General features: G+C 67.0%; 27 protein-coding genes and 2 tRNA genes. 14 read left to right on the plus strand and 15 right to left on the minus strand.

Features of this window, described 5'->3' with window-relative positions; translation table 11 throughout:
- Positions 1–133: 133 nt before the first annotated feature.
- On the minus strand, positions 134–1,096 hold the full coding sequence (locus tag LKD76_RS09900) for an SDR family oxidoreductase (RefSeq protein ID WP_227980737.1): 963 nt from the start codon (positions 1,094–1,096) through the stop codon (positions 134–136).
- 111 nt (positions 1,097–1,207) lie between these two features.
- Here LKD76_RS09900 and LKD76_RS09905 point away from each other — a divergent pair, with 111 nt between their 5' ends.
- A complete protein-coding gene (locus LKD76_RS09905) occupies positions 1,208–1,858 on the plus strand; it encodes a TetR/AcrR family transcriptional regulator (RefSeq protein WP_227980738.1) in 651 nt (216 codons plus the stop codon).
- A gap of 19 nt (positions 1,859–1,877) precedes the next feature.
- On the opposite strand, the gene LKD76_RS09910 is transcribed toward LKD76_RS09905, so the two are convergent.
- Entirely contained in the window at positions 1,878–2,249 is a 372-nt protein-coding gene (locus tag LKD76_RS09910) for a VOC family protein (protein WP_227980739.1), read from the minus strand.
- 59 nt (positions 2,250–2,308) lie between these two features.
- Between LKD76_RS09910 and LKD76_RS09915 the strand changes: the two genes are divergently transcribed.
- On the plus strand, positions 2,309–2,761 hold the full coding sequence (locus LKD76_RS09915) for a MarR family winged helix-turn-helix transcriptional regulator (RefSeq protein ID WP_227980740.1): 453 nt from the start codon (positions 2,309–2,311) through the stop codon (positions 2,759–2,761).
- A gap of 8 nt (positions 2,762–2,769) precedes the next feature.
- On the opposite strand, the gene LKD76_RS09920 is transcribed toward LKD76_RS09915, so the two are convergent.
- Positions 2,770–3,486 carry a hypothetical protein gene (locus LKD76_RS09920; protein WP_227980741.1) on the minus strand — a complete coding sequence of 239 codons (717 nt, stop codon included), beginning with the start codon at positions 3,484–3,486 and terminating at the stop codon, positions 2,770–2,772.
- Between the two features lie 103 nt (positions 3,487–3,589).
- On the opposite strand from LKD76_RS09920, the gene LKD76_RS09925 reads away from it, so the two are divergent.
- On the plus strand, positions 3,590–4,339 hold the full coding sequence (locus tag LKD76_RS09925) for a TetR/AcrR family transcriptional regulator (RefSeq protein WP_227980742.1): 750 nt from the start codon (positions 3,590–3,592) through the stop codon (positions 4,337–4,339).
- On the opposite strand, the gene LKD76_RS09930 is transcribed toward LKD76_RS09925, so the two are convergent.
- From LKD76_RS09930 to LKD76_RS09960, 7 genes are all read right to left on the minus strand, one after another.
- Positions 4,336–5,244 carry an NADP-dependent oxidoreductase gene (locus tag LKD76_RS09930; RefSeq protein ID WP_305082778.1) on the minus strand — a complete coding sequence of 303 codons (909 nt, stop codon included), beginning with the start codon at positions 5,242–5,244 and terminating at the stop codon, positions 4,336–4,338. The two genes, LKD76_RS09925 and LKD76_RS09930, sit on opposite strands and share 4 nt — an antisense overlap.
- A 208-nt stretch (positions 5,245–5,452) precedes the next feature.
- Positions 5,453–5,785 carry a hypothetical protein gene (locus tag LKD76_RS09935; RefSeq protein WP_227980744.1) on the minus strand — a complete coding sequence of 111 codons (333 nt, stop codon included), beginning with the start codon at positions 5,783–5,785 and terminating at the stop codon, positions 5,453–5,455.
- A gap of 135 nt (positions 5,786–5,920) precedes the next feature.
- Entirely contained in the window at positions 5,921–6,199 is a 279-nt protein-coding gene (locus LKD76_RS09940; protein WP_227980745.1) for a hypothetical protein, read from the minus strand.
- A 91-nt stretch (positions 6,200–6,290) separates the two neighbouring features.
- The gene (locus tag LKD76_RS09945; protein ID WP_227980746.1) at positions 6,291–6,707 is read right to left on the minus strand and encodes a PPOX class F420-dependent oxidoreductase; all 417 of its coding nucleotides are present in this window, start codon (positions 6,705–6,707) and stop codon (positions 6,291–6,293) included.
- 560 nt (positions 6,708–7,267) lie between these two features.
- Positions 7,268–7,804, minus strand: coding sequence for a carboxymuconolactone decarboxylase family protein (locus LKD76_RS09950; RefSeq protein WP_227980747.1), 537 nt, complete (start codon positions 7,802–7,804; stop codon positions 7,268–7,270).
- 96 nt (positions 7,805–7,900) lie between these two features.
- Positions 7,901–8,809, minus strand: a complete 909-nt coding sequence (bla, locus tag LKD76_RS09955; protein WP_372465978.1) for a class A beta-lactamase — start codon at positions 8,807–8,809, stop codon at positions 7,901–7,903.
- A gap of 35 nt (positions 8,810–8,844) precedes the next feature.
- A complete protein-coding gene (locus LKD76_RS09960; RefSeq protein WP_227980749.1) occupies positions 8,845–9,330 on the minus strand; it encodes a MarR family winged helix-turn-helix transcriptional regulator in 486 nt (161 codons plus the stop codon).
- Between the two features lie 148 nt (positions 9,331–9,478).
- On the opposite strand from LKD76_RS09960, the gene LKD76_RS09965 reads away from it, so the two are divergent.
- The 6 genes from LKD76_RS09965 to serA all read left to right on the plus strand — a co-directional run bounded on the left by LKD76_RS09965 (position 9,479) and on the right by serA (position 15,252).
- A complete protein-coding gene (locus LKD76_RS09965; RefSeq protein WP_227980750.1) occupies positions 9,479–10,501 on the plus strand; it encodes a substrate-binding domain-containing protein in 1,023 nt (340 codons plus the stop codon).
- Positions 10,502–10,518: 17 nt separating this feature from the next.
- Positions 10,519–11,568 (plus strand): ABC transporter permease, encoded by a 1,050-nt coding sequence (locus tag LKD76_RS09970; protein WP_227980751.1) that lies wholly within the window; start codon positions 10,519–10,521, stop codon positions 11,566–11,568.
- Entirely contained in the window at positions 11,565–12,362 is a 798-nt protein-coding gene (locus LKD76_RS09975; protein ID WP_227980752.1) for an ATP-binding cassette domain-containing protein, read from the plus strand. Before LKD76_RS09970 ends, LKD76_RS09975 begins: the two co-directional genes overlap by 4 nt.
- 102 nt (positions 12,363–12,464) lie before the next feature.
- Positions 12,465–12,674, plus strand: a complete 210-nt coding sequence (locus LKD76_RS09980) for a cold shock domain-containing protein (RefSeq protein WP_227980753.1) — start codon at positions 12,465–12,467, stop codon at positions 12,672–12,674.
- Between the two features lie 562 nt (positions 12,675–13,236).
- Complete coding sequence (locus LKD76_RS09985) at positions 13,237–13,440, plus strand: cold-shock protein (protein WP_227980754.1); 204 nt, start codon at positions 13,237–13,239, stop codon at positions 13,438–13,440.
- A 213-nt stretch (positions 13,441–13,653) separates the two neighbouring features.
- On the plus strand, positions 13,654–15,252 hold the full coding sequence (serA, locus tag LKD76_RS09990) for a phosphoglycerate dehydrogenase (RefSeq protein ID WP_227980755.1): 1,599 nt from the start codon (positions 13,654–13,656) through the stop codon (positions 15,250–15,252).
- A 241-nt stretch (positions 15,253–15,493) separates the two neighbouring features.
- On the opposite strand, the gene LKD76_RS09995 is transcribed toward serA, so the two are convergent.
- Positions 15,494–15,715: a hypothetical protein gene (locus LKD76_RS09995; protein WP_227980756.1), complete on the minus strand. Its 222-nt coding sequence runs from the start codon at positions 15,713–15,715 to the stop codon at positions 15,494–15,496.
- A gap of 163 nt (positions 15,716–15,878) precedes the next feature.
- On the opposite strand from LKD76_RS09995, the gene LKD76_RS10000 reads away from it, so the two are divergent.
- Positions 15,879–16,886 (plus strand): 3-isopropylmalate dehydrogenase, encoded by a 1,008-nt coding sequence (locus LKD76_RS10000; protein WP_227980757.1) that lies wholly within the window; start codon positions 15,879–15,881, stop codon positions 16,884–16,886.
- Positions 16,887–17,492: 606 nt separating this feature from the next.
- On the opposite strand, the gene LKD76_RS10005 is transcribed toward LKD76_RS10000, so the two are convergent.
- Both LKD76_RS10005 and LKD76_RS10010 read right to left on the minus strand, forming a co-directional pair.
- Entirely contained in the window at positions 17,493–18,014 is a 522-nt protein-coding gene (locus LKD76_RS10005; RefSeq protein WP_227980758.1) for a DUF8020 domain-containing protein, read from the minus strand.
- 295 nt (positions 18,015–18,309) lie between these two features.
- Complete coding sequence (locus LKD76_RS10010; RefSeq protein ID WP_227980759.1) at positions 18,310–19,482, minus strand: MFS transporter; 1,173 nt, start codon at positions 19,480–19,482, stop codon at positions 18,310–18,312.
- 163 nt (positions 19,483–19,645) lie between these two features.
- Here LKD76_RS10010 and LKD76_RS10015 point away from each other — a divergent pair, with 163 nt between their 5' ends.
- The 4 genes from LKD76_RS10015 (at position 19,646) to LKD76_RS10030 (ending at position 22,365) form a co-directional block, all read left to right on the plus strand.
- A complete protein-coding gene (locus LKD76_RS10015; RefSeq protein ID WP_227985178.1) occupies positions 19,646–20,419 on the plus strand; it encodes a fumarylacetoacetate hydrolase family protein in 774 nt (257 codons plus the stop codon).
- 14 nt (positions 20,420–20,433) lie between these two features.
- On the plus strand, positions 20,434–21,891 hold the full coding sequence (gene gltX, locus LKD76_RS10020) for a glutamate--tRNA ligase (protein WP_227980760.1): 1,458 nt from the start codon (positions 20,434–20,436) through the stop codon (positions 21,889–21,891).
- Between the two features lie 187 nt (positions 21,892–22,078).
- A tRNA-Gln gene (locus tag LKD76_RS10025) sits at positions 22,079–22,150 on the plus strand.
- A 142-nt stretch (positions 22,151–22,292) separates the two neighbouring features.
- Positions 22,293–22,365 (plus strand) — tRNA-Glu (locus LKD76_RS10030).
- A gap of 55 nt (positions 22,366–22,420) precedes the next feature.
- On the opposite strand, the gene LKD76_RS10035 is transcribed toward LKD76_RS10030, so the two are convergent.
- Entirely contained in the window at positions 22,421–22,921 is a 501-nt protein-coding gene (locus LKD76_RS10035) for a pyridoxamine 5'-phosphate oxidase family protein (RefSeq protein ID WP_227980761.1), read from the minus strand.
- 55 nt (positions 22,922–22,976) lie between these two features.
- Complete coding sequence (locus tag LKD76_RS10040) at positions 22,977–23,678, minus strand: IclR family transcriptional regulator (RefSeq protein WP_227980762.1); 702 nt, start codon at positions 23,676–23,678, stop codon at positions 22,977–22,979.
- Between the last annotated feature and the right edge of the window lie 147 nt (positions 23,679–23,825).

Consider the following 23,825-nt stretch of genomic DNA (forward strand, 5'->3'; position numbering starts at 1 on the left):
GTTTGGAAAGTGTGATCGAAAATGTCTGTGTGACAGTAACTTTCAGCGAGCGATGCCACCGCCTCCGGCGGATCGGCCGGCGGTCGCGAAGACCGGCGGAACCGCTGCGATCGGGCGGGACCGTCTGCTGTCGTCAGCCCGGTGCTTGTGTGCGTACAGCCGGGAACCGGCAGCCGAGCAATTCTTCCGAGATTTCCCAGATTCGGCGGGCGTCCTCGGCACTGCGCAAGCGCGAATACAGCTTCTGTCCGGCCGGTGGGCCGGATAGATGGCGGAAGCCGTTGGGGCCGTAGAGGTGGCCACCTTCGGCGTCGGGTGATGTCGCGGCATACAGGGCGGGCAGCAGTGCCGATTCGACCTTTCCGAACAGGATCCCGCGCGCCGACAGCGCGCGGATGAGCCGCACCAGGGCGGTGTCACGTTCCCTGCCGACTTCGGGACGTGCGGCAAGAAGGTTGGTCGGCGTCACCCCGGGATGGGAGAGATTGCTCGTGATACCCCAGCCGCCGTCGCGGCTGCGCCGATCGAGCTCGAGGCCGAACAGTCCGACAGCGATCTTCGACTGGCTGTAGGCGCGGTTGCCGTTGTATTTCCGTTCCCACTGGAGATCGTCCCAATTGATGGAGTGCTGGTCGGCGGCGATGCTGATCTGCGAGGTGACCCGGGCTCCACCCGCCCGCAGCAGCGGAAGCAGCCGGGCTACCAGGGCGAAATGTCCGAGGTGATTCGTGCCGAACTGCAGCTCGAAACCGTCCGCTGTCACCTGCCGCCGCGGCGGCGTCATCACTCCGGCGTTGTTCACGAGGATGTGAATCGGCCGCCCCTCGTCCATGAGCTGGTCGGCGACGCCGGCGACGGACGCCGGCGAGGACAGATCCAGATCGCGGAGCGAGACTTCGGCATCGGGGCAGTGCCGGCGGATCTGTGTGATCGCGGCCTGGCCCTTGGCCGGGTTTCGGACCGGCATGACCACCTCGGCGCCCGCTGCGGCCAGCCGAGTCGCGAGCCCCAGCCCGACGCCGTCGCTCGCTCCGGTGACCACCGCGAGCTTGCCGGTGAGGGCGGGGACCGGGATGTCCGGTGCGGTGCGTGCCATGGCGAGCGACCCCTAGCGGAGGGATGGTCTGACACCTGTCAGATTAGGCGTATTCTGACAGGTGTCAAGAGCCCGGGTGCGGACCGGGCGAAGCATGGGGAGAAGGAACGCATGGTGGTAACGAAGGCGATGCGGACACCGGGTCGTCCCGGGACGGGCGGGCGTCCGGTGCCTGCCCAGGGAGAGATCCTCCGTCGCGGGGTGGAGGCGTTCGCGGAACTGGGCTACGACCGGACCTCGGTGCGGGAGCTCGCGAGACGGCTCGGGGTCAGCCACAACTTCATCACCGACCGTTACGGGTCCAAGGCCAATTTCTGGCGGGCCGTAGTGGATTCGGCTCTGGACAGCGATCAGCGGGAACGTGAACAGTTACTCGCGGCCGAGATGGACGATGCCGAGCGGGTTCGGGCTGTGATCACCCACTTCTATCGAGCCGCGGTCGAAACGCCCCTGCTGGGCCGGGTACTCGCCGATGAGTTCGCCCGCGAGTCCGAGCGTCTGGACTACCTCTACGACAACTACGTCGCCCCGACGCTGAACCCGATGATCCCGGCCGTCGAACGACTCATGGCGGCGCGCCGGATGCCCACTGTGCCGATGGATGTGCTGTTCTTCGCCGTGATCAGCCCGGTCGCCGGCCTGGTGCAATTGCCGCTGGCGCATCGGCTGGGGCGGGCCGCGCCGGACACCCCGGAAAGTCGGGAACGCACCGCGCGCGAGCTCGCCGATCTGATCACGCGGGGGCTGCTCGGTCCGCATTGAGACCGAAATATCGTGCGCCTCAGCGCTTGTCGTGGACGGTCACCGCGTATCCGTCCGGATCGCCGAAGGTGAACATCCGCCCGAAGGGGGAGTCGGCCGGGCCCGCGAGGATCGGTACTCCGGCCGTGGCCAGCTCGTCGTGCAGCGCCTGGGCGTCATCGGCGTGCAGCCAGAGTGCGACACCGACTCCCGGTCGGGGCGAGGCGCTGTTCAGGTCGACGCCCGGCAGCGGCTCTCGCACCGCGAACGGGATAGGCGTGGTGTCGAAGACGACGGCTCCGGGTGGGCTGCTCGGAGCGGGCCGCAGGCCCAGGTGGGTTCGATAGAAATCGGCGGCGCGGTCGAGATCGTGTACCTGGAGTGCGATGAAGTCGGGTCCGGTGACGGTCATGGACGATGTCCTCTCTATGTCAACACATTGACATAGAGACTGTATGTCAAGATATTGACATGGGTCAAGACGGTGGCGTCGGAGATGTCGATCTGTCGGTGGGGTATGTGCTCAAACAGGCGGCGACCGCGTTGCGGGTCCGGATGGACGCGGTACTGCGGCCGCTGGAATTGACCGTGCCGCAGTACGCCTGCCTGGAATTGCTCGGGCAGCGGGAGGGGCTGTCGAGTGCCGAACTCGCCCGGGGCGTGTTCGTCAGCCGCCAGGCCATGAATCAGGTGTTGCGCGGACTGCAGGAGCGCGGCCTATTGGCCCGTCCGGCCGTGACCGAACACGGTCGAGCGCTGCCCAGTCGGCTGACTCCCGACGGGGAGCGAGTACTGCGCACCGCCAGCCGTGCCGTCGCCGACGTGGAGCGGCAGATGCTGAGCGCTTTCGATCCGGCTCGGCGACAAGGGCTCCGCGACGACCTGGCCGCCTGTGTCGAGGCGCTCTCGCCGCGGTCGCCGTGACGAGCTGATCACCATGCTTCTCGACCGCCGCGCGCGGAGGCGTCGATCGCAGCGGCCCGTGATGACGAGGGGTATCGACGCGGCGGCTCTTTCGGGCGAGCGGGCCCGCGCAGCAACGCGATTCCGACCGCCAGGAGCCAGATGATGGTGAACCCGGAAACCGTTGCGGTACTACCCCATCCATTTGCCGCGTAGAAGTTCGCGGGTGTGTTCCCGAAGAACATCGACGGTGCGAACGCCACATTCACCACGGCCAGTCCCGCCGCGGCGCGGCCTGCCCACACCGGAAGGACCCGGGTTCGCAGGATCGTGACGGCGGCGGTGGTCATGAACAGGGCGGTCAGCAGTCTGCTGATGGCGCCGTAGAGAACGTAGGTGCCCGAGACGGTGATGGTGGGATCGATCGGGTCGGGGGCCTGGATGGTGGCGCCGATTTCGAGGCCCATGGATACGAGGGCGACGGTCGCCCACAGCAATCCGGCGGTGGAGGCCAGTGAGCCCAGCCATTCATAGCCGCGGTCGGCGTCTTTGACCAGGTGGCCGTACGCGGACATGAACACCACCAGAGCGATGAGGCCGACCAGGCCGATGAGGCCACGGGTCAGGATGTTCCAGTCCGGGGGCGGGCCGTCGTAGACGAAGTACAGGGGCAGTTCGATCAGCATGAGGACGGCGCCGACGACCGCGGCGGTGCCGGCGGTACGGCGGAGGGTTTCGGTGGTCACGGGTGGTCCTTCCGAGCGCGGAACCGAGTTAGTATATGACTTATACTATATCGATCATACTAAGCTGTGGAAGGCGGAGTTGTCGACGACAGGATGTGCATCGATGAGTGACCGGGAGGTTCCCGATCGGCTGGCCCGGCTGTGGCGGGTGCCGGTGGACAACCGACTCGGCCGTCCGGCCGCACTCGATGTCGACGCGGTGGTGGCGATGGCCGTCGAACTCGCCGACCGAGACGGGCTTGCCGGAGCCACTCTCCCGAAAATCGCTGCTGCGCTGAGGGTTACGCCGATGTCGCTGTATCGGCACATCGGGTCGAAGGATGAACTGCTGATCCTGATGGCCGATGCGGGCTTGGGCGCACCGCCCGAATTTCCGGCCGCGCCGTGGCGTTCGGCGTTACGGTCCTGGGCGATGGCGCAACGGGCCGTTCACCGCGTGCGGCCGTGGCTGACCCAGCTGCCGATCACCGGACCGCCGAGTGGCCCCCACAATGTGGCGTGGATGGACGCGGGGCTGCGCGCGATGCGGGCGACCGCGCTGGATTGGCCACAGAAGGTGGGCGTCATCATGGTGGTCAGCGGATACGTGCGGGAAGCGTTCGTCACGGGCCGGCAACTCGAACAGGCAAGAGTCGCAGCGGATCTCGATGCCGCCACCGCGCTGCACGACTACAGCCGCACGCTGCGCACGCTGGTGGATCCGGAACGGTTGCCGGATATGGCCGCGCTGCTGGCATCGGGACTGTTCGACGACATCGAGCCGGCCGCCGACGCCGATCCCGATGCGGACTTCGCCTTCGGCTTGGACCTCGTACTCGACGGCGTCGCCGCAGCGGTGTCGGCGTCAGGCTAGGAGGGCTCGACCACCAGGACGAGTTTGCCCCGGAGTCCACCGGCCTCACCGACGCGATGTGCCTGTGCGATCTCGGAGAGCGGAAAGGTCCGCGCGACCGGAAGTGAGAACCGGCCGGATTCGATCAACGCGCCGACCTCGCCGAGCGCGTGCAGCGCGCGGCCGGTGTCACCGCGACTGAATCGGACCCGATAGTGCTGCGCGCCGGCGAAATCGGCAACCGTGAGGACCTGATCCGGCCCACCCGCCAGCTCGATGAGCGCGGGAAGCGCCCCGCTTCCGGCGACGTCGAGCGCCAGGTCGACCCCCGCGGGCGCGAGCGCGCGTACCCGATCGGCCATGCCCACCCCGTAGGCGACGGGTTCGGCCCCCAGCGAGCGCAGGTAGTCGTGATTCGCCGGACTCGCCGTGCCGATCACCCGCGCGCCGCGCACCACCGCGAGCTGCGCGGCGGCGCTACCGACAGCGCCCGAGGCGCCGTTGATCAGCACCGTGTTACCGCCGGCGACGCCGAGTTGATCGAGTGCGCGGGTGGCCGTTTCGACGGCCGCCGGTAGTGCGGCGGCGCCGGGGAAGTCGAGGGACGGTGGGATCGGCGCGAAGTGGGACAGCACCGCCAGTTCCGCCTGGGCCGCCGGCTGGTCGCCGACACCGAATACGCGATCACCGACGGCCACATCCGTGACCCCAGCGCCGAGTTCGTCCACGACGCCCGCGGCCTCGTGGCCCAGCGTCTGCGGAAGTTGCTCGTCCATCTTCCCCTGCCGCTTCTTCCAATCGCTGGCGTTGATGCCGGCGGCCCGCACCGCGATCCGGATCTCGCCCGGACCGGGATGCGGATCCGGAAGGTCCACGATCTCGAGGACTTCCGGGCCGCCGAACCGGCTGAAACGGACCGCCTTCATCATTCGCTCCGATCTCACGGTGTGGCTGCGCTCTCCGCAGTCTGCCAGCACTGTCCGAGCGCAGTGGCGCCTGCACGCCGTTGGCGTGCCGGAGTTGTTCGGTGCCGGCTGGGGATCGGACAGTGCGTCGACGCGTCGGAGACGAACACCCTGTGACAACGAACGGCCCGGCACCCATGGGGGTGCCGGGCCGTTGTCACGGGTCGATTCAGCTGCTGCCGAACAGGCCCGGAGGCAGGTACTGGCGGAATCCGTTCCAGCCGTGACCGTGCCGGTCGAACGGGTTCCAGTCGTCGTGGCGATCCCAGCCACGGTCCCAGCCACGGTCCCAGTCGTGGTGGCGACCGCGGTCGTGGCGGCCGTCCCACGGGCCGTTGCCGTGCCCGTGTCCCGGGTGCGAGACCTCGGTGGCGACCTGGTCGCTCACGGTGTCGGCCTGCGCCGGAACGGCAAGTGCGGCAAGCGGAGCGGCGATGATGGCGCCGGCCACGGCGATACGCGCCGCGGTGCGTTTGGTGCGATGTTCGGTTCTGGCAGTCACGCTCAATCCTTCCAAATCGATTACACCCTACGCAGTCTCTCGCAAATCGGACAATGCGTCACGGGTGGTGGCTCGAGGTTCAGGGGTGAATCAGCCTCGGGGACGACACGATGCTCAGGGTTGCCCCCGAGTCCCTCAGCTACTGCCGAACCAGCCCGGCGCATAGTAGGGATACCAGGAGTGGTACGGCCGATACCACGGGCTCCAGCCGTACCACGGGGAGAGCGGAATCGGATCGAACGGCGTGATGCCCGGGTAGTACCAGCCGACCGCACTCGGCCCCGGTGCGGGCACCGGCGCTGTCTGCGCTGAACTCTGCCCGGCCGCGGTGATCATCCCGATGAGGATCAATGCCGCGAGAACAATTCTCGCCAGGGTGCGGCGTACCCGGACGGATCCGGTAGTCGCGTACACGACCAGCCCCTTTCAACTCGCTTGCTCCGCAACCTTCGCCGATTCCGGCGGCTACGTCACGGCCGCGATGCGCCCAGGGCTGAGAAGTTGTCTAGCTCACGTCGCGAGCGCCACCGTCGGGATTCGCCCGATCGATGTGCCAGCTGCGAATCCGGCGCGGATGGATGCGAATGACAGTGTGTGCGAACCACTCCGGATTCACCGGCGGCACCTCGACATCGAGAATCTCACCGATGCCGCGAATTTCGACACCGCGCCCCCAGCCGGGCTTCACCTCGTCCGGATCGTTCGGCGTCATATCGTCGACCACCAGGCTCACATTCGGATTCGCCCGCACATTCCGATAGCGCTGAGCGGCCGGACTCGGACCGCCGATATCGATGGTTCCGTCCTCGTTGACGCGGAATCCCACCGGCACGAGCTGCGGCTTGCCGTCGGTGGTGACGGTGGCCAGCCGGCCCAGTGATTGAGAGGCCAGGTACGAGGTTTCCACTGCGGTGAAGGTCATGTGCGCAGCGTATGAGCTGAAGTCCGGTTGAGGTCAAGACCGGTTCGGCGCGTCTGCGAATTCCCCCGTCCACCAGCAGGGAACCGCATCGCTGCGATCGATGCCGACCGCGATTTCCACATCGTCGGCGACCCCGCCGGCGATGAGTTCGCGCCCCGAGACACAGGAGCGCACGATCGCGGGCGGCCGCAGGCGGCCGTCCGGCCAGTGCTCACCCGCGCAGTGACGCGGCCACGGCCGGCGTGCCCTCGACCGCGGAGGAGATCGCGGATCCGTTGGGGGAGGACGGGATCAAGCGTTCGACCGCGGGTGCCCGGCGCAGTGTGGCCGGGGACAGTGACCAGGGGTGCTCGGCGGTGGTCGCGCGCCGTCCACGGGCGACGGCGGCACCCGCGTCGCCAGGCCCGGTTCGGCCGCTCCGCCGTGCCGATCGGAGGTGACGCTGTACCGGCCGGCCGGCCGGAAGCGCCACCGAACGCAACATTCTCGACGCGTTCGGCGCGGGCGGTGATGTAAAGACGAGGAAGCGCAGGCGCTGTTGGGCGCGACGCACCTGCCCGTCACGCGAATTCCTCGAGCGCGGGATCCAGGGGTGCGCGGGTGAGGCGGTTGCCGAAGGTCGACAGGGTGTAGGTGCCGATGCCCAGGACCACTTCGAGCGCCTGTTCGGTGGTGTAGCCGTGGTTCAGGAACGCAGTCGTGCGGTCGTCGGGGACCGCGCCGGCGGAATCCAGGACGGTCAGCGCGAACTCTCGCAGGGCGGCCAAGCGCGCGTCGGGTAGTGGGAGTTGTTCGCGCAGGGCGGTGATCAACGCGGGGTCGGCGCCGATGGCGGTCAGCTTCGCGGTGTGCATGGCCACGCACACGTGGCATTCGTTGCGGGTGGCCATGGTCATGATGAGCACCTCGCGGGAGAGCTGATCCAGGGTGGTGGATTCGAAAAGCGCGCTGAGCCTGAGGAATCCGTCGAGCAGGCGCGGAGAGGTCGCCATCTTCGCCACGGCGGCGGGGAGGTAGCCGAGGCGGTCGGCGCTGGTTCGCATCACGCGCTGGGCGTCGGCGGGGGCGGAGTCGAGGGTGTGGGCGGGGAAATGCATGGTTCCGATCCTTCATTTGGACAACCTGGTTGTCCAAATAGTAAACGAGGTTGTCTATTACCGCAAGGGCCGGCCGGAGTCGCCCCGGCCGTTACCTCACCGCAGCGCGTCGAAGATCCGCCCGGCCGCCGCGGCGACGAATTCCTCGCTCGGCGGTGCGTCGTAGCCGCCGTTCCGGTCGGCCAGTATCGCGATCACGAGGGGCGCTCCGGTGGGCGGGAAGGCGATGGCGACATCGTTGGCCCGGCCGTAGTCTCCGGTGCCGGTCTTATCGGCGACGGTCCAGCCGGGAGGAGCGGCGGCACGGATGCGGTGGGCGCCGGTCTTGTTGTCGCGCAACCAGTTCAGCAATAGTTGCTGTTTATCCGCGGACGGGATCGCCTCGAGCCGGGCGCCGGTGACCCCGGGGCCGACGCCGAGGATCGCGCGGTAGTCCGCGGCGATGGCGCGGGCGGTGGTGGTATCGAAGACACTGTCCGGAGTGTCGCGGTTGAGTTCGGGTTCGTAGTTGTCCATCCGGCTGACCGGATCGCCGAGATTGCGCAGATACTCGGTCAGCGCCCGCGGGCCGCCGATATCGTCGAGCAACAGGTTGCCCGCGGTGCCGTCGCTGAAGCGGATCGCCGCGTCGCACAGTTCACCGATGGTCATCCCGGAGTCGACGTGATCCTGGGTGATCGGGGAAATCGATCGGATCGCGTCTCGGGTGAAGGTGACCCGGGAACTCAGATGCGACAACGGGTATCGGGCCAGCACCGCGGCGGCGGCCAGTGTCTTGAAGGTCGAGCAGAACGCGAAGCGCTCGTCAGCGCGGTGCTCGACCGTGGCGCCGGAGCCGATCGAGGCGGCGAAGATGCCCACGCGGCCGTCGTATCGTGTCTCCAGATCGCCGAACGGTACCGGCGCGGGCGGCGTCCGGACCGCCGGCGGGCGGGCGGAGATGTCGGTCGCGCAGGCCGCCAGCGGTGCGAGCAGTCCGCCCAGCAACAATGCCCGGCGGCGGATGTGAGTGGTGACCGTCTTCCTCACTGTCGTGCCACTCAGCCGCCGAACCATCCCGCCACATCGAGCCGGAACGATTCCGGCGGCACGACGGCGCGCAACCCGGACTCCATATCCCGAACCCGCTGTGCGCCCAGTTCCCGCACCCAGCGCTGTCGCAAACGCTCGAAGATCTCCGCCGATTGCCGTAGCGAGTCGATTCCGCGCGGGGTCAGGCGTACCACCTTGCGGCGCGCGTCGTCGGGATCGTCGACCCGTTCGGCGTAGCCCAGTGCGGCGAGTTTCTCGACCGTCTTGCCGGCGGCCTGTTTGGAGACGCCCAGGCGCCGCCCGATATCGCTGGCGGTGGCGCCCTCCGGTCCGATCGCCTGCATCGCGAACCCGTAGGCGGGGCGCACCTGCGGATGGCCCCGCAGCGCCAGTTCGGTGTGGAGTTCGTCGAGCAGCGAGCGGAACCCGGCGAACAGCAGCAGCGGCAACTCGAATCCGGGGCCGTCCGCCGTCCCACGTTTCCCGACAACCATGTCGACGAGAGTAATCGCAGCGGTGCGGCGAGGGCCGCGCCCTCGGGGCGTGTAATGCCGCTCGGGCCCAGGTCCCGTGGTGTTCAATACAGCGTGGAGCGGCCGGGATCCAGTGCCCGGCCTTCACCGACGGATACCCGGAGGCCCGATGACCTCACTGCCACACCGGAATCGCCGCCACGCACTGTCGCCACCCGGATACCGGCGCCACATCGGAGTATGGCTGGCGGCGGCCGCGGTTCTCGCCGGATGCAGTGGGCCCGGCGCCGACACCTCCGGACCCTCCGGGACCGCCACCGTCACCACCGCACCTCTGACCTCGGTCGCCGTCGTCACCCACGGCAGCCCCGGCGACGCGTTCTGGAACGTGGTGAAGAACGGCGCCGAAGCGGCCGGGAAGGACCTCGGTATCGAGGTCGAGTACAACTCCTCCGGCGATCCCGGTGAGCAGGCCACATTGGTCGACGACGCGGTGGCGCAGCAGGTCGGCGGCCTGGTGGTGTCCATGGCCAACCCGCAGGCGCTGCGGCCGTCGATCGAGCACGCGGTCGCGGCGGGTATTCCGGTCGTCACCATCAATTCCGGTGAGGCCGACAGCGCGGCCGTCGGTGCCATCGGACATGTCGGCCAGAGCGAACGCCAGGCCGGGGCCGCCGCCGGCAGGCGCCTGCGCGCGGCGGGGAAGACGACAATGCTCTGCGTCATCCACGAGGCCGGCAATATCGGCGCCAACGACCGGTGCGCCGGTGCCATCGACGGATTCGGCGGCAACGCCACCACTCTGCAGGTGGATATCAACAATCCGGCCGACGCGCAGTCACGGATCAAGGGCGCCCTCGAAGCGAATCATTCGATCGACGCCGTGTTGACGCTGAACTCGCAGGTCGCCGCCCGTGCCGTGGACGGAGCCGGGGAATCGCACTCGCGCGCGGTGGTGGCGACCTTCGATCTGAATTCCGATGTGGTGGACGCCATCCGGTCCGGCAGCCTGCTGTTCGCCGTCGATCAGCAGCAGTACGAGCAGGGCTATCTGCCCGTCGTGATGCTGCATCTGTATCGACGCAATCTCGATACCGTCGGCGGCGGAATGCCGGTGCAGACCGGTCCGGCCTTCGTGGACAAGAGCAATGTCGACGCCATCGCGACCCTCGTCGCCCAGGGCACCAGGTGAGTAGTGAAGGGTCCCGAATGAGCGATACCACAACGGTTTCCGAGTCCGGCACGTCCGACCGGATGCGAACCTCACTGGTGAACCGGCTGATCGTCCGGCCCGAGATCGGCGCCGGTCTGGGCGCCCTGGTGGTGTTCGTCTTCTTCTCCGTCGTCACCGACCGGTTCCTCAGTCCGCTCGGCGTCGCCACCTGGCTCGATGACGCGTCCACCCTCGGCATCATGGCGGTCGCGGTGGCGCTGTTGATGATCGGCGGCGAGTTCGATCTGTCCGCCGGGGTCATGACGGCGTCGACAGCCCTGGTGACGGCCATGCTCGCGGTGCACGCGGGATGGAATGTGTGGCCGGCGCTGGTGGTTTCGCTGCTGTTCGCCCTGGCGGTGGGCGCGCTCAACAGCTGGGTGGTGATGCGGACCGGATTGCCCAGCTTCATCGTCACCCTGGGTACCTTTCTCGCCCTGCAGGGACTGAACCTCGGTGTGACCCGGCTGGTCACCGGCACCGTCCAGGTATCGGGTATTCGTTCCGCGCCGGGCTATTCCTCCGCCGGCTGGGTCTTCGCGGCGACGACGAACCTCGGGGAGGCCCGCATTCAGGCCTCGGTGCTGTGGTGGATCGTGATCACCGCGGTGGCCATGCTGCTGCTGGTGCGCACCCGGTTCGGCAACTGGACCTACGCGGTGGGTGGTGCACTGCCCAGCGCCCGCGCGGTCGGCGTGCCGGCCGCCCGAACCAAGATCGTGCTGTTCATGGGCACCGCCTTCGCCGGCTGGATCGTCGGCTCCTGCAATCTGTTGCGTTTCGCGAGTGTGCAGGCCAATCAGGGGGTGGGACTGGAGTTTCAGTACATCATCGCCGCGGTGGTGGGCGGTTGCCTGCTGACCGGTGGCTTCGGATCGGTCCTGGGCGCGGCCATCGGTGCGCTGATCTTCGGGATGGCACGGCAGGGAATCGTGTTCGCGCGGTGGGACAGTGACTGGTTCATGCTGTTCCTCGGCGTTCTGCTGCTGGCCGCGGTGCTGGTCAACAACGCCTTCGCCAAACGAGCGGAAAGGCTGCGCCGATGACCGCCGAGACGAGCGCGACCGCGCTGATCGAAACCCGCGGCATGGGAAAGAGTTACGGCGGTGTGGTCGCCCTCGACGACATCTCCATGGTGGTGGAGGCGGGCCGCGTCACCTGCGTGCTGGGCGACAACGGCGCCGGAAAGTCCACCCTGATCAAGATTCTCGCCGGTGTCCACCAGCATGATGCCGGACAGCTGCTGATCGACGGCACCGCGACCCGATTCGTCTCGCCCCGTGCGGCTTTGGATCACGGCATCGCGACGGTGTACCAGGATCTGGCGGTCGTGCCGCTGATGAGTGTGTGGCGCAATTTCGTCCTCGGATCCGAACCGACCGTGCGGGTGGGGCCGCTGCGGTTGCTCGATCGCACCACCGCACGCGACATCACGCGGACGGCGTTGTCGGACATGGGAATCGAGATCCGCGACCTGGAACAGCCGGTCGGCACGCTCTCGGGCGGGCAGCGGCAGTGTGTCGCGATCGCGCGCGCGGTGCACTACGGGGCGAAGGTCCTCATCCTCGACGAACCCACCGCCGCGCTCGGTGTCAAACAGTCCGGGGTCGTGCTGCGGTATGTGGCGCAGGCGCGCGATCGCGGCCTCGGCGTGGTCCTGATCACGCACAATCCGCATCACGCCTACCCGGTCGGCGACCGATTCCTGCTGCTGCGGCGCGGTCGCGTCCTCGGCAGCTACGCCAAGAGCGAGATCGGTCTGCCGGAGCTGACCCGGCAGATGGCCGGTGGCGCGGAACTGGAAGCGCTGCAACACGAATTGCGGCGTCCGATGCCCTGAAGTGCGGTGATTCCGGAGATACGGGCAGCCGCGCTGGACTGTCGATGAGGGCACGGCTACCCTCTGCCTGTTCCGGCCTCGAGAAGTGAGTGAGAAGCGTAGGTGCACGGCATCGTGAAGTGGTTCGACACTGAGAAAGGCTTCGGTTTCATAATCCCCGACGGCGGCGGACCGGAGGTTTTCGTCGAATACACCGAGGTCTACGGTGACGGATTCCGGCAATTGGTGCAGGGGCAGCACGTCGAGTTCGATGTCCGCCAAACCAAGGCGGGGCCGGAAGCCCGAGGCGTGCGAATCGCCCGCGCGTACTAGATGTGGCTGCGCCCACACGTCCACGGGGCTGTCGGGCAGATCACTTTTCACGGATTCGGGTTAACGCGAGTTTTTCCCACCTCGATATGTTGATTGTCAGTGATTGAAACAACGAAGAGGTAAATATGATCCCCGTCATCATCGACACCGGTAGCGCTGCTGTGAACGGCCTGTTCGACACCCTGGGTGCGGCTTTCCATGGCGTTCTCAACACCCTGTGGACCGGCTCTTTCGGTGGCTGACCACTGATTTCGGTCGCCTAGGCGACCTCGGGTCGACCCCGGGCGGCAATGCCCGGGGTCGACCCGTATCCGCGGCCGGAAATGGCCGATTCCACGGTCTTCCGCGGTTCGCCGCCGACGATCCTGGGACCGGCGGCCGTCTATCACGGAACAATTACGGCCGAGCCGTGTCCGACCTGGAGTAATTCGATTTCAGCGAAAATTCGACTCCGCGACGACCATGCTGTGGTGGCGGTGGGTCGCGACACATGGCAGGCTGGAGCAACGAGCACGGGGCGATCGTGAAGTTGATCGGCTCGGCTCGCTACAGAAGGTATGAAATGGCGCAAGGCGTAGTGAAGTGGTTCAACAGCGAGAAGGGCTTCGGGTTCATCGCTCAGGACGACGGTGGTCCCGATGTGTTCGTGCACTACTCGGCTGTGAGCGGTAGTGGATTCCGGTCCCTCGACGAGGGGCAGCGCGTAGAGTTCGAGATCGGCCAGGGCCAGAAGGGCCCGCAGGCCCAGGGCGTGCGCGTTCTCTGAACGAGTCTGCTGACTGCGCGCCACTTGACGTAGCGTGAACTGTCCGCGACTTACGGTGGGGCCCCGTATCTTTCGAGATGCGGGGCTCTTCTGCGTCCGGGGCCGCTCCCGGTCTGAGGGCGGCTGCCTACCGGGCGGTACACCGGCGCCCGAGCGCGACCATTAAGCTGGTCCGCGGTAAATGCCGACCTCTTTCCCCAGGAGTGCCCCACAGTGAGCCAAAATGGCCGTCCTGTTGTTCTGATCGCCGACAAGCTCGCCCAGTCGACCGTCGATGCGCTCGGTGACGGTGTCGAGGTTCGCTGGGTCGACGGCCCCAATCGACCCGAGCTGCTGGCCGCCGTGCCCGAGGCCGACGCGCTGCTGGTCCGTTCGGCCACCACCGTCGACGCCGAGGTGCTCGAAGCCGGTAAGAACCTCAAGATCGTCGCCCGCGCCGGCGTCGGACTGGACAATGTCGACGTCCCCGCGGCCACCGAGCGCGGTGTCATGGTCGTCAACGCGCCGACCTCGAACATCCACACCGCCGCCGAGCACGCCGTCACCCTGCTGCTCTCGGCCGCCCGCCAGATTCCGGCCGCCGACGCCACTCTGCGCGAGCACACCTGGCAGCGGAGCAAGTTCAACGGTGTCGAGATCTTCGGCAAGACCGTCGGCGTCATCGGACTGGGCCGCATCGGCCAGCTGTTCGCGCAGCGTCTCGCCTCCTTCGAGACCAAGGTCATCGCGTACGACCCCTACACCTCCCCGGCCCGCGCCGCCCAGCTCGGCATCGAGCTGCTGACCCTGGACGAAGTGCTCGAGCGCGCCGACTTCATCTCCATTCACCTGCCCAAGACTCCTGAGACCAAGGGCATGCTGAACTCCGAGACCCTGGCCAAGACGAAGAAGGGCGTCATCATCGTCAACGCCGCCCGCGGCGGTCTGATCGACGAGCAGGCCCTGGCCGACGCCATCACCTCCGGCCACGTGCGCGCCGCCGGCATCGACGTGTTCGAGACCGAGCCGTCCACCGACAGCCCGCTGTTCGAGCTGCCGCAGGTCGTCGTCACCCCGCACCTGGGCGCCTCCACCGCCGAGGCCCAGGACCGCGCCGGAACCGATGTCGCCAAGTCGGTGCAGCTCGCCCTGGCCGGCGAATTCGTGCCCGGAGCGGTGAACGTCGCCGGCGGCGCGGTCACCGAGATCGTCGCCCCCTGGCTGGACATCGTCCGCAAGCAGGGTGTGCTGCTGGGCGCCCTCGCCGACGAACTGCCGGTCTCGCTCGAGATCCAGGTGCGCGGCGAGCTGTCCTCGGAAGATGTTGCGGTGCTGGAGCTCTCGGCGCTGCGTGGCGTGTTCTCCGCGCACATCGAGGACGCGGTCACCTTCGTCAACGCTCCGTCGCTGGCCGAGGAGCGGGGCCTCGAGGCCTCCGTCACGACCCACACCGAGAGCCCGACCCACCGCAGCCTGGTCGACCTGCGTGCCGTCTTCGGTGACGGCCGTACCCTGAACGTCGCCGGCACCCTGACCGAGCCCGCTCAGGTCGAGAAGATCGTCAACATCAACGGCCGCAACTACGACATGCGCGCCGAGGGCCTGAACCTGGCCATCCTCAACTACGACGATCGCCCGGGCGCGCTCGGCAAGATCGGCACCAAGCTGGGCGAGGCCGCCATCGACATCAAGGCCGCGCAGTTGAGCCAGGATGTCGACCAGGAGGGCGCGACCGTCATCCTGCGCGTCAACGACTCGGTCCCGGCCGAGGTGCAGTCCGCGATCGCCGAGTCCGTCGGTGCGGCCAAGGTCACCCAGGTCGACCTGAGCTGAGTCGCGGGCCGTCCTCGGCCCCGGGCGCGGCGCCGCACAGTGCGCGCGAATCCGACCGTGTTGTCACGGAACCGGATTCGCGCGCACTGTCTCGCACACGGGTGGCGTCGCCAGGGCACAGGTCGACCGGATGCCGCTCGGCGAGATCTCCGTCCGGGGGTCCATGGCCTCCATCGCGGACCGGGGAGATCGGGACCACTGTGCGATGGCGGCTTCGGTCGGAGAGTGTTCGGTCATCGCGTCAGACTCGTCCCTCCCGCGCTTCGACCGCTCGTTTCGCTTCCGCCAAACCCGTTCCCGGGACCAGCTCCCGGTAGATCTTTATCGCCTGGATTTTCTTTCCCCGCGACAGCAGCGCGTCGATTTCGCCGTAGTCGAGCGCGGGGTAGCCGGGCAGCGCCGCCGAATCCGGTATCCCGAGGTGCGCGAGAATGAGATCGAGTTTGTGCTCGAGGCGGTCCATGCGGCGCTCGAGCGAGTTGTTTCCGAACATTCCCCGAAATTACCGCCGCGCCGGATCGATCGCCTCGTCTCACCTGCTGGGAGACGTTCGCCCTGGTGACGGGGGCCGCGGCGGCGCCCGCTATCGTGGCGGCGACCCCCATTCCGAACGGAGCTTTGTTGTCATGAAACTTGCTGTCATCCCGGGCGACGGTATCGGTCCCGAGGTCATCGCCGAGGCGCTCAAGGTGCTCGACGTGGTGGTCCCGGGCGTGGAGAAAACCGAATACGACCTGGGTGCCAAGCGGTTCCATGCCACCGGTGAGATTCTCCCGGACAATGTGCTGCCCGAACTCAAGCAGCACGATGCCATCCTGCTCGGTGCCATCGGCGACCCGTCGGTGCAGTCCGGCCTGCTCGAGCGGGGGCTGCTGCTGCGCACCCGGTTCGAACTGGATCACCACGTCAATCTGCGCCCGTCGAAGCTGTATCCGGGCGTCACCAGCCCGCTGGCCGGCAACCCGGATATCGACTTCGTGGTCGTGCGCGAGGGCACCGAGGGGCCGTACACCGGCACCGGCGGCGCCATCCGCGTGAACACCCCGCACGAGGTCGCCACCGAGGTCTCCACCAACACCCGCTTCGGTATCGAGCGTGTCGTGCGCTACGCGTTCGAGACCGCTCGCCGGCGACGCAAGCACCTGACGCTGGTGCACAAGAACAACGTGCTGGCCTTCGCCGGATCGCTGTGGAAGCGCACCGTGGACGAGGTCGGTGCGGAATACCCGGATATCGAGACCGCGTACCAGCACATCGACGCCGCGACCATCCACATGGTCACCGATCCGGGCCGCTTCGACGTGATCGTCACCGACAACCTGTTCGGCGACATCATCACGGATCTGGCCGCCGCGGTATCCGGTGGGATCGGCTTGGCCGCCTCGGGCAATATCGACGCGTCCGGCACCAACCCGAGCATGTTCGAACCCGTGCACGGCAGCGCCCCCGATATCGCCGGTCAGTCCAAGGCGGACCCCACCGCCGCGATCCTGTCGGTCTCGTTGCTGCTGAACCACCTCGGCAACACCGAGGAAGCCGCCCGCATCGAGGCGGCCGTCGCCAAGGATCTCGCCGCCCGCACCGGCACCGCCTCCACCGTGGAGATCGGTGACCGGATCGCCGCCGCGGTCTGATCTCACGTCGATCCCCTGTCGCGCATCGGACTGTGCGACAGGGGATTCGCCTGTCGGCCGCGATACCGCTGGTGATGTGAGGGTGGGCACCGGAATGCCCGACCTCCTTCTCATTCCGCGAGAGCTCGCTCGCGCCGCAGTGCTCGATGAGCCGACCGAGCTGATCTCGGGCGCCGAGTCGTTACTCGCCGTGGAGGTCGTCATTCCGGGTAGTGGAAGGGAACCGACAGAACGGGCGCGCGAAGTCCGGAGTGCGCCGCCCTCGGAATCCCGCGGTATCGGATCCGAGTGCACGGGGCGATGCCGGCCGCCGATGGACATCGGTGGGGACCGGCATGGGGGAGGGCGCGGTATTCAGTGCGGATATCGAGGCGGACAAGGTGTTTCGCGTCGAGTTCGATCCCGCCTCGCCGATCGAGCTCTGATCCGGCGCGTCGGTCAGGTCACCGAAAGCTGTTGCCTGCCCTCGGTTTCCGGGATCGCCGTGATGGAAAGTGGTGTGTTCGCAGGAGTTCGACGTAGCACCACGGTGACTATCCGTGGCCGGAACGACACGGTCGCCGTGCCCTCCGTTCCAGAGGGCACGGCGACCGCGAGTCCCGCTGATCAGTTGCCGCTGAGCAGCCGGAAGAAGGTGGCGTTGATCTCGCCGCTGTTCGGGCTGCCGATGGCGCCACCGATGACGGCGCCGACGGCGCAACCCGGGATGACGAAGAACCAGAAGCCGAGCAGGCAGCCGATGATGGCGCCGACCGCGCCACCGTTCTGCACACCCCAGACCCACTCGTTGACGAGCTGGTTGGCGGTGTCGGTGAAGGCGACCTGCTTGAGGTTCAGGGTCTGACCGTCGTTGCTGACGGTGGCCGCGACCGGAACGGCGGTGCCGTGCGAGGTGAGCGGAAACGACTCCACGACCTTGCCGGCGGCGTCGGTGATATCGATCGCGTGGGTGGCGTCGTTGGCGACGAAGTGGCCGGAGGGCAGCGTCGCGGTCACCGAGTGCGCGGCGGCATCGGTCGTGGTGGTGACCTGCTCGGCGGCGGGCTGCGGCTGCGGGGCGGCCGGTCCGGCGTTGGCCGTGCTCACGCCGATGACCAGGGCACCGGCGGTGATAGCGGCGACGGCCATGCTGCGACCGAGAGTTTGTATCGAGAGTGACACAGTCAATCCTTCATCAGATTTAAGTGTTGAGCGAGGTGATGGTACGCATTTCGCACCCTATGGCATCAACCTTTTGCGCGATGCCACCCGCATCCCACCGATGACACGACCCCTGTGAACCGACCGTCGTGATATCGGTCGGATGCCGCCGATATCGCACGGTTGCGCCCCACCTGTATCGAAAACTATTGCCTGGATCCGATTTTCGCAATGGCGTCGACATGATTTCGGGGAATGCGCGCGCTGGTGGGTGCTCGGTTCCTCAGTTCCGGCGCAGCGGTACCAGGGGTACCGCGGCCGCCGCGATCACCGCGGCCACCAGGTAGGTGGCCGGGAAACCCGCCGCGGTGATCAGCGCCCCGAAAACCGGTGCGACAGCGGCCGACGCCAGGTTCTGGCCGGTGTTCTGGATGCCCAGTCCGCGACCGCTCCAGTACGGCCCCGCGATTTCGGCGACCGCGGTGAACGCCAGGCCGTTGTCGGCGACGGTGATGACCGAGGCCGCGAACAGGATCGGGATCGCCGCCCACCACCAGTGCAGCCACGCCGCCCCGGCCAGCGCGGCCATCGAGATCAATGCCGCGATCGCCACGGAGTGCAGCGGCCGCAACCGGCTACCGACCCGGTCGGACCAGATTCCGGCGCCGATGCGACCGGCCGCGCCCAGAATCTGCGTCGCGGTCACGATCGCGCCGGCCACCGGCAACGACAACCCGGCATCGCGATGCAGCCACAGCAGCGCGAAGGTCCACAGGGTGGCCTGGGGAATCACCAGCAGAACCGATACGGCGTGAATGCGCCACAGGGTGGAATCGCCCCGATACGGATTGTTCCGGTGGACGTCGGCGCTCGCCGGCCGCGGTGGATCGATGATGCCGACCAGGCAGCCGATCGCCGCCAGTCCCGCCATCGCCGCCGGAACCAGGATCGCGGTGGAAAATCCGTGTGCCGCAGCGACAGCCGGAATCGACATGGCCGCGATCGCCACGCCCAGCGGCTGCGCGGTCTGCCGGATACCCATCGCCAGCCCGCGCTGATCGGCCGGGAACCAGCCCACGATGACCCGCCCGCTGGCGCCGTTGGTACTCGCGGCACCCATACCGGCGATGAACAGCAGCACACCCAGCACGCCGTAGTTCGTCACCGTCGCGGCAGCCACTCCCGCCACACACATCACCAGCGGCCCGGCGACCAGGATGGTGCGCTCACCGAATCGGTCGACCGCGTAGCCCCACGCGATCAGCGTGCAGACCAGGCCGACGGTCGGCATCGCGACCAGCAGACCCGCTGTGGCCAAGGGCATTCCGCGGTCGGTCAAGGCCGGCAGCAGAAAAGGTGTGCCGTGCACGATCACCGCGCTGGAGCTCTGCGCGAACACTCCGAGGGCGAGCATGATCCACCGCCGGGTCGAGTGCCGCTGCGCCACGGTGGTCATTACCCTCACCTCAATCTCATATATTGGTATCACAGTCTTACTCTGTGAACACGCATCACCGTACACCCAGGGTGCGGGCGGAAATCAACCACGTATTCGTCACATCGTGTGGTTGCAGACCGGGTGGTCGGACGCATTCGGGCAGGTGGATACACTGATCGCCATGCGTCTAGGTCGTGTTGCCAGCCCCGATGGGGTCGCGTTCGTGAGTATCGAAACCGATGGTTCCGACGAGATCGCTCGTGAAATCGCCGAGCATCCGTTCGGTACCCCGACATTCACCGGCCGAACCTGGCCGTTGGCCGATGTGCGACTGCTGGCTCCCATTCTGGCCAGCAAGGTGGTCTGCGTCGGCAAGAACTACGCCGCCCACGCCGCGGAAATGGGCGGTCCGGCCCCGGAGGATCCGGTGATCTTCCTCAAGCCCAACACCGCCATCGTCGGTCCGAACCTTCCGATTCTGTTGCCGCCCAGTTCGTCTCAGGTGGACTACGAGGGTGAGCTGGCGGTGGTGATCGGGCGTCCGTGCAAGGATGTGCCGGCCGCGCGGGCCGCCGACGTCATCCTGGGCTACACCGTCGCCAACGATGTCACCGCGCGTGATCAGCAGCGCCACGACGGTCAGTGGACGCGGGGCAAGGGATACGACACCTTCTGCCCGCTGGGTCCGTGGATCGAGACCGAACTCGATCCGAGCGATCTCGAGATCACCACCGAACTCGACGGCGAGGTACGCCAGCGCAGCCGGACTTCACTTCTGCTGCACGATATTCCGAAGGTGATCGAATGGGTCACCACGGTAATGACTCTGCTGCCAGGTGATGTCATTCTCACCGGAACGCCCGAAGGTGTAGGACCGATGGTCGATGGGCAAACCGTATCCGTGACGGTTCAGGGCATCGGCACCCTCACCAATCCCGTTGCCGCAAAACGTTGATCGAGAGAAGGAATATGACTGACGTACGGGTCCGCTTCTGCCCGTCACCGACCGGCACACCGCATGTCGGCCTGATCCGGACCGCACTGTTCAACTGGGCGTTCGCTCGACACCACGGCGGCACCTTCGTCTTCCGTATCGAAGATACCGATGCCGCACGCGATTCCGAGGAATCCTACAGTGCGATTCTGGATGCGCTGCGCTGGCTGGGACTCACCTGGGACGAGGGTCCCGAGGTCGGCGGTCCCTACGGGCCGTATCGCCAATCGCTGCGCCGGGACCTTCATCTCGATGTCGTGCAGCGGTTGCTGGCGGCCGGTGAGGCGTACGAATCCTTCTCCACCCCAGAGGAAGTCGAGGCCCGTCATCGCGCAGCGGGACGTGACCCGAAGCTCGGTTACGACAACTTCGACCGCGATCTGACGCCGGAGCAGATCGCGGCCTACAAGGCCGAGGGGCGCCCGGCGGTGGTGCGGTTGCGCATGCCCGCCGAGGATCTGGTCTGGAACGATCTGGTGCGTGGTGAGATCACCGCCAAGGCCGGGACGGTGCCGGATTTCGCGCTCACCCGTGGTACCGGCGATCCGCTCTATACGCTGGTCAATCCCGTCGACGACGCGATGATGAAAATCACTCACGTGTTGCGCGGTGAGGATCTGTTGTCGTCCACTCCGCGGCAGCTGGCGTTGTATGCCGCATTGCGGCGGATCGGCATCGCCGAGTTCACCCCGGAGTTCGGGCATCTGCCGTTCGTGATGGGGCAGGGCAACAAGAAGTTGTCGAAACGTGATCCGGAGTCGAATCTGTTCGTTCACCGGGAGCGCGGATTCATTCCTGAAGGTTTGCTGAATTACCTGGCTTTGCTCGGATGGAGCCTCGCCGAGGACCGCGACGTCTTCTCCATGGCGGAGATGGTGGAGGCCTTCGACATATCGAAAGTAAATTCGAATCCGGCCCGTTTCGACCAGAAGAAGGCCGATGCGATCAACGCCGAACACATTCGTTTGCTGGAGGCCGGGGATTTCGCCCGACGGTTGCGGGAGTTCCTCACCGCGCAGGGACACATCGGTGCGGAAGTGGATGACCGAGTTTTCACCGCCGCCGCCGAGTTGGTGCAGACGCGGATCGTCGTCCTCGGTGATGCCTGGGATCTATTGAAGTTTCTGTTCGTTCCGGCCGAGGAGTTCGCGGTGGACGAGGCCGCGGCACAAAAGAATCTGGGCCCCGACGCGGCGCCGGTCGTCCAGGCCGCGATCGATGCGCTCGACGGTGTTTCGGAATGGACTCCGGGCGCGCTCGAGGAAGCGCTGAAAAAGGCTCTGGTGGACGATTTGGGGCTCAAACCGCGTAAGGCCTTCGGGCCGGTCCGGGTGGCGGTCACCGGTTCGCACATCAGCCCGCCGCTGTACGAATCGCTGGAACTGCTGGGCCGTGAGGTGACCATGCGGCGGCTGCGAGCCGCACTGGCGTGAGCCGGCGCGGCGACCGGCGGCGGACGCCCGCCGCCGCCGTCCCGGTCGCCGCCACGCTCTTCTCATCGCGCATTTTGTGGCTCTGACCAGCCGATTTGTATAAATCGGGTAGGGGTTTGGTACTCTTCTTCTCGGCCCGGAACGAGGCCCTCAACCGCAAGGTGAAAGGGTCGAAAGCCCAGGTCATTGGGGTATGGTGTAATTGGCAACACAGCTGATTCTGGTTCAGCCATTCTAGGTTCGAGTCCTGGTACCCCAGCGGAGAATGTTGATTCGCTTTCGTTCGGTCGAGACGGAACAGCATCCCCGGCGATTTGGTCGCCGGGTCTCGGCCGGTTAAGCTTGCCGAGCCTCCTCGATCGAAAGATCTGCGGAGATCTCCCTTCGGGGAAATGTCCTCTGGCCCCGTCGTCTAGCGGCCTAGGACGCCGCCCTCTCAAGGCGGTAGCGCGGGTTCAAATCCCGTCGGGGCTACAGTCGAAAGCCCTCCAGTGCGAGCTGGAGGGCTTTTCTCGTTTTCGCAGGTCGGCTAGTCCTGAGCCGGCCAGGTCGACCCGCCCGCCGGCATGGCGGGCATGCCGAGCTTCCGGTGGTCCCAGCTGCGGATCCGCTCCGGCACCACGCGGATCGCGACGCGCTTGTTCAGCATCGCCTCCACCATCGGCCGCAGTTCCTCGGTGTAGGGCCCGGTGTAGCGCTCCCAGACGCTGACGCCGACCTTGAACAGCGCCTCGGCGTCCTCGACGATCTCGGCCCGGCCCTCGATGGAGACACCGCGCAGCTGGTCGTAGGTGTCGCCCGCCTCGACCAGCACCGTGACCCGGGGATCGCGGCGCAGATTGACCGCCTTCTGCGACTTGCCCTTCGTCTCGAACCAGATCTCGCCGTCCACCAGGCCGTACCACATCGCGGTCAGATGCGGCATCCCGTTCTTGCCCAGGCTCGCCAGGGTGATGATGCGACTTCTTTCGAGGAATTCGGTGATCTCCGTCTCGGACATCACGATCTGTGCGCGTTGGTTCACTCCCATGCGGCCACGATACTTTACGGCGTATGGCTGGAATCACAGCTCGTGATCGGGGTGGTCAGAGCCGCTTGTGCAGGGCGTCGGCCGCGGCGACGAGATCAGCGGCCCAGCGCGCACCCGGCCGCCGGCCCATCCGATCGATCGGACCGGATACCGAGACGGCGGCGACGACGTCGGTGGCCGAATCCCGCACCGGAGCGGACACGCTGGCCACACCCGCGGAGCGTTCGGCGGCGCTCTGCGCCCAGCCGCGCCGGCGCACCTCCGCCAGGGCGCGCTCGCCGAAGACGGCATCGGCGAGGACCCCGCGCTGCAGATCCGGATCGGCCCAGGCGAGCAGTACTTTCGCGGCCGAACCGGCGGTCAGCGGCAGGCGGGCGCCGACCGGGACGGTATCGCGCAGGCCGGAGGTCGGTTCCAGTGCGGCCACGCAGATGCGCGAATGGCCGTCGAGCCGGTAGAGCTGCACACTCTCGCCGGTGATCTCGCGCAGGCGCGGCAGGATGATCGCCGCGGCGTCGAGCAGCGGATCCTCGGCCGCGGTGGCCAGTTCCGACAGCGCCGGTCCCGGCCGCCAGGAACCGGTGGCGTCGCGGGCGAGCATGCGGTGGGTCTCGAGGCCGACCGCCAGCCGGTGCGCGGTGGCCCGGGGCAGTCCGGTGCGCGCGCACAGCTCGTTGAGGCCACAGGGCTGTGCGGCCACCGCGTGCAGGACGGCCATGGCTTTGTCGAGCACCCCGATACCGCTATGCTGTCTCATAGAACGATATTAGCGTCTCGCATAGTGAGATGCGCAAGTTCGAGTACGGCAACGGAAGATCGACAACTGAATCGCATCACACGGCCACGACCGTCCGATGGACCGGGCCTGCCCCGATCTCGGAGTCGTGAACACGCATCCAGCTCC

This window comes from Nocardia spumae (assembly GCF_020733635.1).
Lineage (GTDB): Bacteria > Actinomycetota > Actinomycetes > Mycobacteriales > Mycobacteriaceae > Nocardia > Nocardia spumae.

Excerpts from the sequence above, each read along its gene's own strand:
- LKD76_RS10035 (WP_227980761.1), bottom strand. The coding sequence starts at position 22,921 with ATGGGAGTGAACCAACGCGCACAGATCGTGATGTCCGAGACGGAGATC.
- LKD76_RS09905 (WP_227980738.1), top strand. The coding sequence starts at position 1,208 with ATGGTGGTAACGAAGGCGATGCGGACACCGGGTCGTCCCGGGACGGGC.
- LKD76_RS09910 (WP_227980739.1), bottom strand. The coding sequence starts at position 2,249 with ATGACCGTCACCGGACCCGACTTCATCGCACTCCAGGTACACGATCTC.
- LKD76_RS09965 (WP_227980750.1), top strand. The coding sequence starts at position 9,479 with ATGACCTCACTGCCACACCGGAATCGCCGCCACGCACTGTCGCCACCC.
- LKD76_RS10040 (WP_227980762.1), bottom strand. The coding sequence starts at position 23,678 with ATGAGACAGCATAGCGGTATCGGGGTGCTCGACAAAGCCATGGCCGTC.
- LKD76_RS09960 (WP_227980749.1), bottom strand. The coding sequence starts at position 9,330 with ATGGTTGTCGGGAAACGTGGGACGGCGGACGGCCCCGGATTCGAGTTG.
- LKD76_RS09945 (WP_227980746.1), bottom strand. The coding sequence starts at position 6,707 with ATGACCTTCACCGCAGTGGAAACCTCGTACCTGGCCTCTCAATCACTG.
- LKD76_RS09930 (WP_305082778.1), bottom strand. The coding sequence starts at position 5,244 with ATGAAGGCGGTCCGTTTCAGCCGGTTCGGCGGCCCGGAAGTCCTCGAG.
- gltX (WP_227980760.1), top strand. The coding sequence starts at position 20,434 with ATGACTGACGTACGGGTCCGCTTCTGCCCGTCACCGACCGGCACACCG.
- LKD76_RS09970 (WP_227980751.1), top strand. The coding sequence starts at position 10,519 with ATGAGCGATACCACAACGGTTTCCGAGTCCGGCACGTCCGACCGGATG.
- LKD76_RS10005 (WP_227980758.1), bottom strand. The coding sequence starts at position 18,014 with ATGGCCGTCGCCGCTATCACCGCCGGTGCCCTGGTCATCGGCGTGAGC.
- LKD76_RS10010 (WP_227980759.1), bottom strand. The coding sequence starts at position 19,482 with ATGACCACCGTGGCGCAGCGGCACTCGACCCGGCGGTGGATCATGCTC.
- LKD76_RS09995 (WP_227980756.1), bottom strand. The coding sequence starts at position 15,715 with ATGGACCGCCTCGAGCACAAACTCGATCTCATTCTCGCGCACCTCGGG.
- LKD76_RS09985 (WP_227980754.1), top strand. The coding sequence starts at position 13,237 with ATGGCGCAAGGCGTAGTGAAGTGGTTCAACAGCGAGAAGGGCTTCGGG.
- LKD76_RS09925 (WP_227980742.1), top strand. The coding sequence starts at position 3,590 with ATGAGTGACCGGGAGGTTCCCGATCGGCTGGCCCGGCTGTGGCGGGTG.
- LKD76_RS10000 (WP_227980757.1), top strand. The coding sequence starts at position 15,879 with ATGAAACTTGCTGTCATCCCGGGCGACGGTATCGGTCCCGAGGTCATC.
- LKD76_RS09915 (WP_227980740.1), top strand. The coding sequence starts at position 2,309 with ATGGGTCAAGACGGTGGCGTCGGAGATGTCGATCTGTCGGTGGGGTAT.
- LKD76_RS09975 (WP_227980752.1), top strand. The coding sequence starts at position 11,565 with ATGACCGCCGAGACGAGCGCGACCGCGCTGATCGAAACCCGCGGCATG.
- LKD76_RS09950 (WP_227980747.1), bottom strand. The coding sequence starts at position 7,804 with ATGCATTTCCCCGCCCACACCCTCGACTCCGCCCCCGCCGACGCCCAG.
- LKD76_RS09900 (WP_227980737.1), bottom strand. The coding sequence starts at position 1,096 with ATGGCACGCACCGCACCGGACATCCCGGTCCCCGCCCTCACCGGCAAG.
- LKD76_RS10015 (WP_227985178.1), top strand. The coding sequence starts at position 19,646 with ATGCGTCTAGGTCGTGTTGCCAGCCCCGATGGGGTCGCGTTCGTGAGT.